The 14,841-nt window shown below is 66.2% G+C and carries 12 protein-coding genes; 10 read left to right on the top strand and 2 right to left on the bottom strand.

Going from position 1 to position 14,841, the window contains the following annotated elements; all coding sequences use genetic code 11:
* Positions 1-431 precede the first annotated feature (431 nt).
* The 4 genes from JS278_RS15670 to JS278_RS15655 all read left to right on the top strand — a co-directional run bounded on the left by JS278_RS15670 (position 432) and on the right by JS278_RS15655 (position 5,153).
* A complete protein-coding gene (locus JS278_RS15670; RefSeq protein WP_114046007.1) occupies positions 432-1,925 on the top strand; it encodes a CoA-acylating methylmalonate-semialdehyde dehydrogenase in 1,494 nt (497 codons plus the stop codon).
* A 244-nt stretch (positions 1,926-2,169) separates the two neighbouring features.
* Positions 2,170-3,102 carry a sugar phosphate isomerase/epimerase family protein gene (locus JS278_RS15665; RefSeq protein ID WP_114046006.1) on the top strand — a complete coding sequence of 311 codons (933 nt, stop codon included), beginning with the start codon at positions 2,170-2,172 and terminating at the stop codon, positions 3,100-3,102.
* Positions 3,103-3,158: 56 nt separating this feature from the next.
* Complete coding sequence (locus tag JS278_RS15660) at positions 3,159-4,166, top strand: Gfo/Idh/MocA family protein (protein ID WP_114046005.1); 1,008 nt, start codon at positions 3,159-3,161, stop codon at positions 4,164-4,166.
* Positions 4,167-4,286: 120 nt separating this feature from the next.
* The gene (locus JS278_RS15655) at positions 4,287-5,153 is read left to right on the top strand and encodes a sugar phosphate isomerase/epimerase family protein (protein WP_114046004.1); all 867 of its coding nucleotides are present in this window, start codon (positions 4,287-4,289) and stop codon (positions 5,151-5,153) included.
* A 114-nt stretch (positions 5,154-5,267) separates the two neighbouring features.
* Here JS278_RS15655 and JS278_RS15650 read toward each other — a convergent pair whose 3' ends face one another.
* Positions 5,268-5,501: a hypothetical protein gene (locus JS278_RS15650; protein WP_147243252.1), complete on the bottom strand. Its 234-nt coding sequence runs from the start codon at positions 5,499-5,501 to the stop codon at positions 5,268-5,270.
* A gap of 335 nt (positions 5,502-5,836) precedes the next feature.
* Between JS278_RS15650 and JS278_RS15645 the strand changes: the two genes are divergently transcribed.
* Entirely contained in the window at positions 5,837-6,844 is a 1,008-nt protein-coding gene (locus tag JS278_RS15645) for a LacI family DNA-binding transcriptional regulator (protein WP_114046002.1), read from the top strand.
* 222 nt (positions 6,845-7,066) lie between these two features.
* On the top strand, positions 7,067-8,677 hold the full coding sequence (locus JS278_RS15640; protein WP_114046001.1) for an MFS transporter: 1,611 nt from the start codon (positions 7,067-7,069) through the stop codon (positions 8,675-8,677).
* 75 nt (positions 8,678-8,752) lie between these two features.
* Here JS278_RS15640 and JS278_RS15635 read toward each other — a convergent pair whose 3' ends face one another.
* Positions 8,753-9,739: a LacI family DNA-binding transcriptional regulator gene (locus JS278_RS15635; RefSeq protein WP_114046000.1), complete on the bottom strand. Its 987-nt coding sequence runs from the start codon at positions 9,737-9,739 to the stop codon at positions 8,753-8,755.
* Positions 9,740-9,958: 219 nt separating this feature from the next.
* On the opposite strand from JS278_RS15635, the gene JS278_RS15630 reads away from it, so the two are divergent.
* The 4 genes from JS278_RS15630 (at position 9,959) to JS278_RS15620 (ending at position 14,698) form a co-directional block, all read left to right on the top strand.
* The gene (locus JS278_RS15630) at positions 9,959-11,599 is read left to right on the top strand and encodes an MFS transporter (protein ID WP_114045999.1); all 1,641 of its coding nucleotides are present in this window, start codon (positions 9,959-9,961) and stop codon (positions 11,597-11,599) included.
* Between the two features lie 50 nt (positions 11,600-11,649).
* Entirely contained in the window at positions 11,650-11,790 is a 141-nt protein-coding gene (locus JS278_RS16125) for a hypothetical protein (RefSeq protein ID WP_181833771.1), read from the top strand.
* A gap of 284 nt (positions 11,791-12,074) precedes the next feature.
* A complete protein-coding gene (locus JS278_RS15625) occupies positions 12,075-13,709 on the top strand; it encodes an MFS transporter (RefSeq protein WP_114045998.1) in 1,635 nt (544 codons plus the stop codon).
* Positions 13,706-14,698 carry a Gfo/Idh/MocA family oxidoreductase gene (locus JS278_RS15620; RefSeq protein WP_114045997.1) on the top strand — a complete coding sequence of 331 codons (993 nt, stop codon included), beginning with the start codon at positions 13,706-13,708 and terminating at the stop codon, positions 14,696-14,698. Before JS278_RS15625 ends, JS278_RS15620 begins: the two co-directional genes overlap by 4 nt.
* The last annotated feature ends 143 nt before the right edge of the window (positions 14,699-14,841 follow it).

The raw sequence follows: 14,841 nt of genomic DNA, 5'->3' as shown, positions 1-14,841 counted from the left end.
CGTAGCACGCCAACTCCTGTCAGGACATGGCGTGCTTCGCGTGTCAATTGTCGTCAAGTCTAGTCATGTCCGATGACACTGGACGCCTCTTGTGAGTTGACATGGACCGAAACATGGACATGACGCGCGTCAGGTGCGTGGTGAAGACGCGTCTTCGGGACTCCTTGATGTCCTGAGTCCTCGCGGTGGCCTGGCAGATCAGGCTCGCCAGAGTGGGAAGGTGTTCGTCAGCAGCGAAATGACAGGTACAGATCTGTGGGTCGGCAGGCCCCAGGGTGCGGTTTCTCGGTCGTCGGGTGCAGGCGTTGACGTCACATGGGCATATTTGTAATGACAAGGGAAGCGGATTCCGGTAGTGTCCCGGCCAGACGGACGGGACGAGCCGACCGCACCAGCCGTTCAATGACGAAGCTGCAGCTAGGAGATCGACGATGAAGACAATCAAGCAGTGGGTCGACGGGGCCTACTACGAGGGCACCCCCACCGGCCGCTTCCCGGTTGAGAACCCCGCCACCGGACAGGTCGAGGCCGAGCTCCTGCAGGCCAGCGAGGACGACCTCGACCACGTCGTCGAGGTGGCCCGCGAGGCCCAGAAGAAGTGGGCCCGCTACTCCCTGGCCAAGCGCACCGCGATCATGTTCCGGATGCGCCAGCTGGTCCTGGACCACCAGGACGAGATGGCGCGGATGATCGTCGCCGAGCACGGCAAGAACTACTCCGACGCCATCGGTGAGATCCAGCGCGGCCGTGAGACCCTGGACTTCGCCACCGAGATCAACGTGGCGCTGAAGGGCGAGTACTCCTCCGACATCTCCACCGGTGTCGACATCCACACCATCCGCCAGCCGGTGGGCGTCGTCGCGGGCATCGTGCCCTTCAACTTCCCGGCCATGGTGCCGATGTGGATGCACCCGCTGGCCGTGGCCACCGGGAACGCCTTCATCCTCAAGCCCGCCTCCGCCACCCCCTCGGCCTCGCTGCTGACCGCCGAGCTCTACAAGGAGGCCGGGCTGCCCGACGGCGTCTTCAACGTCCTGGCCGGCAACCGCACGATGGTCTCCAAGGTGCTCGAGCACCCCGGGATCGACGCCATCTCCTTCGTGGGCTCCACCCCGGTGGCCCACATCGTCCAGAACACCGGCGTCACCCACGGAAAGCGTGTGCAGGCCCTCGGCGGGGCCAACAACCACGCCATCGTGATGCCCGACGCCGATCTGGACTTCGCCGCGCAGCATATTTCTGCCTCGGCCTTCGGCGCCGCCGGCGAGCGCTGCATGGCGCTGCCGGTCGTGGTGGCCGTCGGCGGCTGCGGCCCCGAGCTGGCGAAGAAGGTCCAGGCCCACGCCGAGGCCATCAAGGTCGGCGAGGGCATGGGCGAGGGCGTCGAGATGGGCCCGGTCATCGACAAGAAGGCCAAGGAGCGCATCACCGGCCTCATCGACGACGCCGAGAAGCGCGGCGCCACCGTCGTGATGGACGGCCGCGGCAAGACCATCCCCGGTCACGAGTCCGGCTACTTCCTCGGGCCGACCATCCTCGGAGACGTCCCGCTGGAGGCCCCGGTCTACACCGAGGAGGTCTTCGGGCCGGTGCTGGCCATCGTCAACGCCGATTCCTACGCCGACGCCATCGAGATCGTGAACTCCTCGCCCTTCGGCAACGGGTCGGCGATCTTCACCAACGACGGCGGCGTGGCCCGCCGCTTCACCCTGGACGTGGAGGCCGGCATGGTCGGCGTCAACGTGCCGATCCCGACCCCGGTGGCCTACTACTCCTTCGGCGGCTGGAAGGAGTCGCTGCTCGGCGACACCCACATCCACGGCCCGGAGGGCGTGCGGTTCTACACCAAGGCCAAGGCGATCACCGAGCGCTGGCCCACCGAGCGCACCTTCAACGCCACCATGTCCTTCGAGCGCGAGGAGTGACGGCCCCCCGCTGATCGCTCGGATCGGCCCCGACGCACACCTGGCCCGGCCAGGAGCGTCGGGGCCGATCCGTATCCGGAGGGGAAGGCAGGGGATGATCGGGAGGGGATGTCGAGGAGCCGAAGGCGGGCCCGTGACGTCAAAGAGGAGAATCCACCCCAAATGACTGTACAAAGATCAGGTTGTGCTCTACGCTTATTGGAGCGCTCCAAGGATGGAGCCTCAACGACGAGGAGAAGCGAGAATGGCCTCCAAGGCACGTAACACCAACGATCCGAAGTACTCGAAGCTCGCCATCGGCGTCTGCCCCGACCAGTGGGGTGTCTGGTTCCCCGACGACCCCAAGCAGATCCCGCCGCGCCAGGCCATGCAGGAGATGGCCGAGGCCGGCTTCGAGATCCTGGAGACGGGCCCCTTCGGATACTTCCCCACCGATCCCAAAGAACTGACGAGGTGGACCGACGAGTTCGGCCTCAAGGTCGTCGCCGGCACCGGCTGGGGCATCCTGCACAAGCCCGAGGAGTGGAAGACCACCCAGGACTGGTTCCGCAGGATCGCCGAGACCCACGCCGCCGTGGGCGCCGAGTACATCGTTCATCTGCCCCCGCTGTACCGCGATGACAAGACCTGGGAGTGGACCGACGACCGCGTCCTGTCCCCCGAGGCCTGGAAGACCTACGTAGAGAACGCCAACAAGCTCGGCGAGATGCTGCTCGACGAGTTCAACCTCAAGATGGTGCTCCACCCGCACGGCGACTCCCACATCGAGACCCCCGAGGAGATCGCCCGGATCTTCGAGGCCACCGACCCGCGCTACGTCAACCTGTGCCTGGACACCGGCCACATCGTCTACGGCGGCGGGGATCCCATCGAGATCATCAAGCAGTACCCCGATCGCATCACCTACGTGCATATCAAGGCCTTCGATCCCGACATCACCCGCGAGGCCCACGAGAAGGACTGGCCCTTCGGTGAGGCCGTCGCCAAGGGCGCCTCGGTGTGCCCGCCGGCCGGCGAGCCCGACATGAAGCAGCTGGTCGACGCCCTGGCCGGTCTGGACAAGGACATCTACGTCGTCTGCGAGCAGGACCTGTACCCCTGCGACCCGGGCCTGCCCAAGCCCAACGCCATCGCCACCCGCGAGTACCTGGCCGAGTGCGGCCTGGGTCTCAAGTGAGCGTGCACTCCACATCTGAACCGAACATCTGAGCAGAGAAGCTGAGAGGACACACAATGACCGTTCGTATCGGACTCATCGGCGCCGGCGGCATGGGCCGCGCCCATGTCGACCGCATCACCAACGAGCTGTCCGGCGGCAGGATCGTCGCCGTCGCCGACATCAATCTCGACGGCGCCAAGGCCGTCGCCGAGCCCCTGGGCGCCAAGGCCTACGGCTCGGGCCCCGAGCTCATCGCCGACCCCGACGTCGACGCCGTGCTCATCGCGACCTTCGGCAAGGTCCACTGCCCCGACGTCATCGCCGCCATCGAGGCCGGCAAGTACGTCCTGTGCGAGAAGCCCCTGGCCACCACCGGCGAGGACTGCCGCAAGATCATGGAGGCCGAGCAGAAGGCCGGCAAGCAGCTGGTCACCGTCGGCTTCATGCGCCGCTTCGACAAGGGCTACAACGAGATGCGCAAGGTGCTCACCGACGGCGATCTCGGCTACGCCACCTTGCTGCACTGCCGCCACCGCAACCCCTCGGTGCCCGAGAACTACACCACCCGCAACATGATCGACGACACCGCGATCCACGAGATCGACATCTCGCGCTTCCTGCTGGGCGAGGAGATCACCTCGGTGCGCGTCGACACCCCGCGGTCGACCTCCAAGAAATTCGCCCACCTCACCGACCCGCTGGTCCTGGTGGCCACGACCGAGTCCGGGGTGCGCATCGACGACGAGGTCAACGTCAACATCCAGTTCGGCTACTCCATCGAGTGCGAGCTGGTGATGGAGGGCGGCACCACCAGCCTGTCCGACCAGGAGCACGCCCGGGTGCGCGACCAGTGGGGCGAGCGCCACGTGATCTGCCACAGCCACGTCGACCGCTTCCACGACGCCTTCAATGCGGAGTTCCAGGGATGGATCCGCGCCGTGGAGCGCGACGAGCACGCCGGCTCCACCGCATGGGACGGCTACGCCGCCACCGTCGTCGTCGACGCCGGGATCGAGTCGCTGGAGAACGGCGGTAAGGAGGTCCAGGTGGACATGATCGACAAGCCCGCCTTCTACGCCTGAGTCATGTCCTGACATACTGGTGGGGTCGGGCGATGGAGACGCCTCCCGACCCCACCGCACCCCGGGGACGACGTCGTCGTGAGGATTCCCGGCGGTTCATGCCACAGAAAGGAGATCGTCATGGTCGACATCGCTCTTGATCCGAATATGTACTACTTCTCCATGTCGACGGCCGACAGCATCCGCAAGGCCGGCGAACTGGGATACAAGTACGTGGAGCTCTCCCCCAACGAGGAGTTCCACTTCTGGCAGCGCTACCCCAAGGGCAACCGCGAGTTCATCGAGGGCCTCAAGAAGGCCCAGAAGGATTCCGGGGTCCAGGTGCGCACCCTCAACCCGGTGCAGAACTGGTCGAGCCCCGACGAGCGGGAGCGCGGCTACCAGGTGCGCAACTGGCGACGCATCCTGGAACTGGCCGACATGCTGGACGTCCGCGAGATCGTCTCGGAGTTCTCCGGCAATCCGAACACCCCTCGCGAGTGCGAGCAGGCGTGGTTCAAGTCCATCGAGGAGCTGGCCCCCGACTTCGAGAAGTACGGGATCAGGCTCAACATGGAGGCCCATCCCTACGACTACATCGAGACCCACGACGAGGCCTACCGCACCGTCTGCGCCACCGACAAGGACTGGATCGGCTACGAGTTCTGCTGCCCGCACACCTTCCACCTGTCGTCGGGCGTCGGCGACGTCGAGCGCATGATCACCTCCTCTGCCCCCAAGCTGCGCGAGGTGCACGTCTCCGACACCTTCAATCATCTCGCCAATGACGGGAACCGGTACATCATCAATCCCCCAGGCGTCGATGCCAGGGTGCATCAGCACAATGAGATCGGCAACGGCGAGGTGCCGTGGGACCGCGTCTTCTCCTCGCTCCGCGAGATAAACTTCGACGGCGTGCTGTCGGTGTGCATCTTCGGCTGGCACGAATGGGCCGACGAGATGAACAAGAAGGCGCTGGCCCGTCTCCGGTCCGAATTCGCCGAGTAGTCCTCGACGGGTTCTGTTCCCGTCGGCATGGGTGCTGCCGACGGGGCGAGGCCGGGGACGCGATATGCGTCCCCGGCCCCCTTTTCTGGCTTGCCAATGAGCGCCCGGTATTGCTCAGATCCACACGTCTTTGCAGTCCAGTTTTGTGAAGGTGCTAGCTCGAATCTTCTTGGTGATCTCCGGGGTCACCTTCTTGCGTGGAATGACGGCCACTTCGACGTTGGTCGCATCGTCGATCGTTCTATTGTTGGAGCATATGGCGGCGACGATCCACTGGTTGGACTCCTCATCCAAGGTGGAGTCGTAGCTTGCCTTCATGCCGACAATGGGCGACTGATCTTGAACCACGAATACGGAGTCTTCCGGTACATGTGGATGGAAATATGACATCGATACGCCGAGGGCATCTCGTGCCTGCATGCTGTCCGTGGATGGCAACGGGGATCTATTTCTTCGGATGAGACGTCGCGTCGTGATCAACGACGCAAGTTGCCGAGGCTCCACGGGGTTCACATCGAGAACATTTCTTGAACAGCTCATATTCGGGAAACACTGCGTCTGGTCCGCCCGGACGGGCGATATCGTCAACATGGGTGGCACCGCTTGGGCACCGAATGCCCTAGAATGTGTCAGGATTCCCGGATCGAGGCTTAGCGGTGTGAGGGCGGGAAAGGGGGTGACTGATGATCGCAAGGCGACCGACCCAGGTCGACGTGGCGAATGAGGCCGGCGTCTCCCGTCAGACGGTCTCCCTGGTGGCCCGCGACGACCCGCGGGTCTCCGACCACAGCCGTGAGCTCGTCCTGGCCGCGATGAGCAAGCTGGGATACCGGCCCAATGTGGCTGCCCGGGCCCTGGCCGCCAACCGCACCGGATTCGTCGGAATCTCCCTGTCAGACCTGGTCAATCCTTTCCATGGCGAACTCATCGAACTCATCCGGGGTCACTGCGAGTCCCGGGGGCTGATCCCCTTCATCGCACCGGTGAGCCAGAACGCCGCCGACGAGCGGGTGGCCGTCGGCCGGCTGCTGGAGATGAACGTCGACGGCCTCATTCTCATCTCCCCGATGGCCGACGACGAGGGCCTGGAGCAGATCGGTCGGCAGGTGCCCACGGTGGTGGTGACCCGCAACGCCGGGCCGGACTCGGTGGATCTCGTGCATACCGACGACCGCGAGGGAGCGTGGACTGTGGTCGGCGAGCTGATCGGCTCGGGTTATCGGCCGATCATCTACCTCGGCGTCGACAGACCGGTGTCCGGCGACTCCTCGCGGGCCAGGATCGAGGGCTACCGGGCCGCCCTGGCCGAGGAGGGCATGGAGTCGCGGGTCAAGATGGTGAGGCAGGGCGAGGTGGGCCGGGAGCTGGCCCGGATCGTCCAGGAGTTCGGCGGCGGTTTCGCGCTGTGCTGTCACAACGACCTCATCGCTCTGGAGGCGATCGGGCACCTTGAGGCCTTCGGGCTGCGGCCCGGCGTCGACGTCGGCGTCACCGGCTTCGACAACACCACCATCTCCGGCTTCCCCGGGATCTCGCTCACCACCGTCGACCAGAGCACCTCGACGATGGCCCGCAGGGCCGTCGAGCTGCTCGCCGAGCGGATGGCGGGACGCACCGACCCGGTCGACGTCGTCCTCCCGTCACGACTGGTGTCCAGGGCGACCAGCGGGAGGACGCCGACCGGCCGGTGACGGATCGCCCACGATCGGTGGATATGTGTTGACAAAATAGAAGCGTATCGCTTACATTCAGCTGTGTTGGAGCGCTCCAAGCGCGTGTCGATCGGAGTCGGCGCGGGTGCGGAGCAGGAAGCAGAGCGGTCCGACCGGGCCAGGTCTCCGATCTGCGATCCACCTCAACGACGAGAGGTCCCGCTCACAGGGGTGCGGGGCCGTGACGAAGGAGTTGACCAGATGTCGGTCACACAGAACACGGTCGGGGCGGACCCGTCCCCGGAAGAGGTGAAGGAGCTCGTCGCAAGGACGAAGCCCTCAGGTAAGAAGCGTCCCCTCGCGCTGCTCGCCCTCACGGCGTGCTTCGGTTCCCTGCTCTTCGGTTACGACACCGGCGTGATCGCGGGAGCCCTGCCCTACATGTACCTGCCCCACGATGGCGGGGGGCTTCACCTGAACTCCGTCGAGGAGGGCATGGTCGGAGGCCTGCTGGCCATCGGCGCCGCCTTCGGGGCCATCATCGGCGGGCGTCTGTCCGACAAGTACGGACGCCGTCACAACATCCTCATGCTGGCGCTCATCTTCATCGTCGGCACCGTCGGCTGCGTCATCTCCCCCAATGTGTGGGTGCTCTACCCGTTCCGCTTCATCCTCGGATGGGCCGTCGGCGGGGCGTCGTCCACCGTGCCGATCTACCTCTCGGAGACCGCCCCCAAGCGGATCCGCGGGCCGTTGATCGCCATGGACCAGTTCATGATCGTCACCGGCCAGCTGCTGGCCTACTGCATGAACGCGTGGCTGTCGTCGGCCAACGGCGGGCCCCACGTCATCCTCAAGCAGGCCGCCGGCGGACACCCGGCCGGTAAGGCCATCGCCTGGGACGACGTCTCCAACCTCGCCAATATCGGCAACCTGGTGGCGTCGGGCAACGGCGACACCTGGCGCTACATGCTGGTGCTGGCCACCATCCCGGCCGTCGCGCTGTGGATCGGGATGAGGATGATGCCCGAGTCCTCCAGGTGGTACGCGGCCAACGGTCACTACCTCGAGGCCATCGGGGCCCTGAAACGGGTCCGCGATGACGGCGGCAAGGACGACGTCGCCCAGGAGATCGAGGAGATGGTCGAGGTCCGCCGGCTCGAGGCCACCCAGGAGAAGTGGACCCTCACGCAGGCGTGGAACACCAAGTGGACCCGCAAGATCATCATCATCGGCTGCTTCCTCGGCTTCTTCGACCAGCTGACCGGTATCAACACGGCCATGTACTACCTGCCGAAGATCCTGCACGCCGCGGGCTTCTCCTCGGCGAACGCCATCATGCTGAACGTGGTCACCGGCATCGCGTCGTGCATCGGCTCGGCCATCGGCTTCCTGCTGGTCGGCAAGTTCATGCGCCGCCACGTCGGCATCTACCAGGAGACCGGCGTCTCTCTGGCGCTGTTCTCCCTGGCCGCGGTCTTCGGCTTCGGCATCAACAAGCACATGGTCAACGGCGAGATCAACGCGGACACCATTCCGACCTTCCTGCCCTGGCTCGTGCTGATCATCGTGTCGATCTTCGTGTTCATCAAGCAGTCCGGCACCGTGAACTGGATTCTGGTCTCCGAGATCTTCCCGGCCCGGATCCGCGGCGTGGCCCAGGGCCTTGCTGTCGGCGCCCTGTGGATCATGAACGCCGTCGTGACCTTCGCCTTCCCGGTGATGATCGCGAACCTCGGAGCCGCCTGGACCTACCTGGTCTTCGGTTGCATCAACGTGTGCGCTCTGATCTTCTACATCAGGGTCGTCCCCGAGACGAAGATCTACTCCCTGGAGGAGATCGAGGAGAACCTGGAGGCGCGGTTCTCCTGACCTGCTGAGATCTCCGACCTGTCGGGCGGCACGTGGATCATCCACGTGCCGCCCGCTGGCTGCGTGCCTCGGCGGTCACGTCGAGGAACGGATCACCAGGTGGGGCGGGGTGGCGAGGTGGCGGGCGGGCCGGTCCGGGCTCAGTGCCCGGTCGGCGATCCACCCGACGGCGGCTCTCCCCTGCTCGTCGATGGACTGGCCGATGGAGGTGAGGTCGGCCTGCGAGCGCCTGGCCAGGGAGGTGTCGTCGTAGCCGGCGACGCCGACATCGACGCCCACCGCGAGGCCGTGCGAGCGGATGGCCGAGGCGATCTCGGTGGCCAGCAGGTCGTTGTGGCCGATGACCGCCGTCCGTCGGTCCCCGGCGTCCTCGCACAGGGCGCCGACGACGTCAGCCACCCCGCCGTCGGCCCGGTGGACGGTCAGCTCGACGCCGGCCCGCCCGGCGGCAGCCATGAGGGCCTGACGCCGTCCGGCCAGGCCGCGATCGCGCTGGAAGATGTCGTCATAGAGGTAGGCGATGTGGCTCCAGCCCCGTGAGGCCAGGTGGCCGATGAGCTCAGTGGCGGCGGCATCCTCGTCGAGATGGACGGAATCGACCAGGCCGCCGAGCCCGGACTCCCCCACCACCACCAACGGCAGGAACTCGCCGTACTCCTGGAGCTCCTCACGGGGGACTGCGGGGGAGACGGTGATCACGCCGCGCACCTGGAGCTCGCGGAACCGGCGCATGGTGAGGCGCTCCCGGTCCACCTCGTTGGAGGCGGTGGCCAGCAGCGGCAGCAGCCCGGCGCCGTCGGCGTGATGGCCGACGGCGGCGACCAGGTCTTCGAAGAAGGGGTTGCGCAGGTCGGGAAGGATGACGCCGATGACCGGGGAGGTGTTGGTGGCGAGATTGGCCGCCGAGAGGTTGCGGGCATAGCCGAGCCGGGCGGCGGCGTCCCGGATCCGGTCGCGGGTCTCCGGAGCCACCCGGCCGGTGCCGGTCAGCGCCATGGACACCAGGGCCCGGGAGACGCCGGCCTCCCTGGCGACGTCCGTCTGGGTCGGTCTGGCGTTCACGTCAGGAATCCTAATCAGTCACCGGCTGCGGCCGGGCAGCCCGGGATCCGCCGCTGTCACGTTCCAGGAATACCCATTCTCCCGATTGTCTTGACATATCGATCCTCGCGTGTGCATCCTGGATACAGGCCTTAACGCGCGTTAAAGAAGACTGTCGAAGCAGCGCCGCGCCAGGCCGCAAGGAAGAGGAACCAGCAGCATCGTCGCAAGGGAGCGTCCATGCAGGAACGAATACAAGACCCGACGTCGGACGACAAGAGACCCGACACACTCATCCGGCAGCCCTGCCCGGTGGCCGAGGACATCGCGGAACTGGTCGCCACCACGCCGCGAGCCGGCAAGAGACGATCTCTGGTCGTCCTGGCCCTGGTATGCACCTTCGGGTCGCTGCTCTTCGGTTACGACACCGGCGTCATCGCTGGGGCTCTGCCCTACATGTCCCTGCCCGACGCCGCCGGCGGCCTGCATCTGAATGCCACCGAGACCGGACTGGTGGGCGGCCTGGTGGCCATCGGTGCGGCGCTGGGCGCCTTCTACGGTGGAAAGCTCTCCGACAAGTACGGGCGCCGCCACAACATTCTGCTGCTGGCCGTCGTCTTCTTCGTCGGGGCGCTGGGGTGCACCTTCGCGCCGAACGTCTGGCTGCTCTATCTGGCACGCATCGTCGTCGGATTCGGCGTCGGCGGGGCCTCGGCCACCGTCCCGGCGTACCTGTCCGAGAACGCGCCCAAGCGGATCCGCGGTTCGCTCATCTCGATCGATCAGGTGATGATCGTCTTCGGCCAGTTCCTGGCCTACTCGATGAACGCCATGATCGCCCGTGCCGGCGGCGGCCCCGAGGTCGTCGTCGCGAACGACCCCAGCGGCAGGTACGCGGCCGGCAGCACCCAGAGCTGGGACCTCCTCTCCGGCATCGCGGGCCTGACGGTCAACGGAGGCAACGGCGACACCTGGCGCTACATGCTGGTGCTGGCCAGCCTGCCGGCCATCGCGCTGTGGATCGGGATGCGCAAGATGCCGGAGTCCTCGCGCTGGTACGCCGCCAACGGCTACTGGGTCGAGGCGATCGGGGCGCTGAAGCAGGTGCGCGACGAGTCCAAGGACGACATCGCCGCCGAGATCACCGAGATGGCGGTCCTGGAGGACGAGGAGCGCGCGACCCGCAGGTGGACCCTGCGCGAGTGCTGGAACATGAAGTGGGTGCGCAGGCTCCTGATGGTCGGCGTCTTCATCTGCCTGTTCGACCAGCTCACCGGCGTCAATACCGTGATGTACTACCTGCCGACGATTCTCCACGCCGCCGGCTTCTCCTCGGCCAGCGCCATCGAGCTCAACGTCGTCACCGGCTTCACCTCCCTGATCGGTATCCTCGTCGGCGCTTTCGTGCTCATCCCGAGACTGCCGCGGCGGACCATGGGCATCTATCAGACGACGGCCGTGTCGATCTGCCTCATCCTCCTGTCGGTCCTGTTCTTCACTCTCATCGAGCCCCATATGGGTGCGGCCGACGTGGCCGCCTCGATCCCGACCTTCGCCCCCTGGCTCGTCCTGGCAGTCGTCGCACTGTTCATGCTCTTCCGCCAGTCCGGCACGATCGTGTGGGTCTACATGGGCGAGCTCTTCCCGAGCCGCGCCCGGGGCGCCTGCCAGGGCGTAGCGGTCGGCGCGCTGTGGATCATGAACGCCATCATCACCTTCGTCTTCCCCACCATGGTGGAGTCCCTGGGCGCGGGCAGAACCTATGCGATCTTCGCCGCCGTCAACGTCATCGCGGTGTTCTTCTTCGTGAAGTTCGTCCCCGAGACCAAGTACGAGTCTCTCGAGGAACTGGAGATCCGGTTCAAGAAGGAGTACTCGTGAGTCGGCGGGCGTGCTGACCGGGACCACGCGCCCTGATCAGCATGATCCGCATGGATCGCCGGGAGTCATCGCACCCCTGTCCCGGCGGTTCCGAACCCGGCCCCGGCGTCCTCGATGAGGACGCCGGGGCCGGGCCGCTGCTCTGGTTCCTGGCCGGTTCTCCGCGGCCCGCGCAGTGGTCGGCATTGTGACTGATGACCTACGACGAGTCTCGGCACGACCAAATGTCTTGACATCTTCCCGGGTATCCGGGCATGATGAACCCCAGCTGCTGACGCGCGTCAGCACGTGGGTTTCGAGGGGTCCGGGTTCGGCAGGACCTGGGTACTCGACGGCCACGGGCCCCAAGAGGGAAACAGGTCCCGGTCGGCCATCCATCCTCGCGGGGTGGGGCCGCAGAATGACCCACCGGACCCGGACGCGTCGGCAGCGGTCAGGGACAACAGTCCATGAGCATCGTCGCAAGGGAGCGTCCATGCAGGAACAACTACAGGCCCCGGGGGCCGACCGGCCCGGCTCGCCTACCCGGCAACCGTGCCCGGTCGCCGAGGACATCGCGGAACTGGTCGCCACCACGCCGGCCTCGGGCAGGCGGCGGTCCTTGATCGCCCTGGCTCTGGTATGCACCTTCGGTTCGCTGCTGTTCGGTTACGACACCGGCGTCATCGCCGGCGCGCTGCCGTACATGGAGCTGCCGAAGCAGGCCGACGGCCTCTTCCTCAACCCCACCGAGACCGGTCTGGTCGGCGGCCTGGTGGCCATCGGCGCGGCGCTGGGCGCCTTCTTCGGCGGGCGTCTGTCCGACAGGTACGGACGCCGTCACAACATCCTGCTGCTGGCCGTCGTCTTCTTCATCGGAGCGCTGGGTTGCACCTTCTCCCCCAACGTCTGGGTGCTCTACTTCTTCCGCATCGTCGTCGGCTTCGGGGTCGGCGGCGCCTCGGCCACCGTCCCCGTCTACCTCTCGGAGAACGCGCCCAAGCGGATCCGCGGCTCGCTCATCTCGATCGATCAGGTGATGATCGTCTTCGGCCAGTTCCTGGCCTACGCGATGAATGCCGTGATCGCCCGAATGAGCAGCGGCCCCGAGGCCACCGTCGGCAATGACCCGACCGGCAGGTTCGCGGCGGGCAGCCTTCAGAGCTGGGACGTGCTCCAGCACATCGCCGGCCTGACCGTCTCCGCCGGCAACGGCAACACCTGGCGCTACATGCTCGTGCTGGCCAGCCTGCCGGCCATCGCGCTGTGGATCGGAATGCGCAAGATGCCCGAGTCGTCCCGGTGGTACGCCGCCAACGGCTACTGGGTCGAGGCGATCGGGGCGCTGAAGCAGGTGCGCGACGAGTCCAAGGACGACATCGCCGCCGAGATCACCGAGATGGCGGTCCTGGAGGACGAGGAGCGGGCCACCCACCACTGGTCGCTGCGCGAGTGCTGGAACATGAAGTGGGTGCGCCGGCTGCTCATCATCGGCACGATGATCTGCCTGTACAACCAGCTCACCGGCGTCAACACCGCGATGTACTACCTGCCGACCATCCTCACTCAGGCCGGCTTCTCCTCGGCCAACGCCATCGAGCTCAACGTCGTCACCGGGCTGGCCTCCCTGATCGGTATCCTCGTCGGCGCCTTCATCCTCATCCCGAGACTGCCGCGGCGGACCATGGGCATCTATCAGACGACGGCCGTGTCAATCTGCCTGCTGGCCCAGTCGGTCATCTTCTACGCGTTCATCCAGCCGCACATGCACGGCGACGTCGTCACCACCCCCATCCCGGCGATCGCCTCCTGGATGGTGCTGGTCATCGTCGCGCTGTTCCTGCTGTTCAACCAGTCCGGCACGATCTGCTGGGTGTACATGGGCGAACTCTTCCCGGCCCGTGCCCGCGGCGCCTGCCAGGGAGTCGCGGTGGCGGCGTTGTGGATCATGAACGCGATCATCACCTTCGTCTTCCCGACCATGATCACGGCCTGGGGAGGCGGCACCACCTATCTGGTCTTCGCCATCATCAACATTACCGGAATCATCTTCTTCGCCAAGTTCGTCCCCGAGACGAAGTACGAGTCGCTGGAGGAACTGGAGATCCGGTTCAAGAAGGAGTTCTCATGAAATCTGTCGCACTGTTCGGAGCCGGGTTCATCGGCACTGTCCACGGCCGCAATCTGGCCGCCGATCCCCGGGTGTCACTGTCCTACATCTACGACGCCGACGCCTCGCGTGCCGCTTCCCTGGCCGCTGAGCTGGGTGCTGAGACGGCCGATTCCGTCGAGCAGGTGCTCGGGGACCCAGCCGTCGACGCCGTGGTCATCGCGTCGTCGACCAACACCCACGCCGACCTGCTGACCGCCTCGGCCAGGGCCGGCAAGGCGATCTTCTGCGAGAAGCCGATCGACCTCTCCCTGGAGGTGGCCGAGCGGGCCGTCGCCGCGGTCGAGCGGACCGACGCTCCGGTGATGGTGGATTTCTGCCGCCGCTTCGACCCGCCCTACGCCGCCCTGCGCAAGGCCGTCGCCGACGGCGAGATCGGCGAGGTCGAACTGATGCAGATGAGTTCGCGCGGGCCTTCCCTGCCGCCCATCTCCTACCTCGAGGTCTCCGGCGGCCAGATGTTCGACCAGCTCATCCACTTCTTCGACCTGATGTGCTGGATCACCGGCCTGGAGCCCGTCTCGGTCACCGTGACCGGATCGGCCCTGGTCGACCCGCAGGTCGCCGAGGTGGGCGACGTCGACACCTCGGTGGCCGTGCTGAAACTCGGCAACGGCGCCATCTGCCAGATCGACGCCCAGCGCCGCATCGGCTACGGCTACGACGAGCGCATCGAGGTGAACGGCTCGACGTCGATGGTCGAGGCCGGGCGCCAGCGCACCGGCTGGGTGAACCACTACGAGGCCGGATCGGTGCGCACCGACGGCATGCACCCGGGCTGGTTCGAACGCAGCGAGCACACCTTCAAGGCCTCCATCGGCGCCTTCATCGACGCCATCGAGGCCGGCCGGGCGCCCTCCCCGAACCTGGCCGACGGGCTGCGCGCCCAGCGGATCGCCAACGCCGCAACCACCTCCCTGAGGGAAGGGCGCACGGTCGCCATCGACTGACGCTCCACGCGGCGTCCTCCCCGGAGAATCTGCTCCCAACACGCCGTCCTGAAGCCCCACAGGGACGCGGGACGGCGTGTTGGGAGTGGAATCTCCACCGTCACGGCACGCGAAACAACCACACGAGAATCAGAACACGAAGG

This window comes from Acidipropionibacterium virtanenii (assembly GCF_003325455.1).
Taxonomy (GTDB): domain Bacteria; phylum Actinomycetota; class Actinomycetes; order Propionibacteriales; family Propionibacteriaceae; genus Acidipropionibacterium; species Acidipropionibacterium virtanenii.
This window is presented reverse-complemented; position numbering and strand designations above follow the sequence as displayed.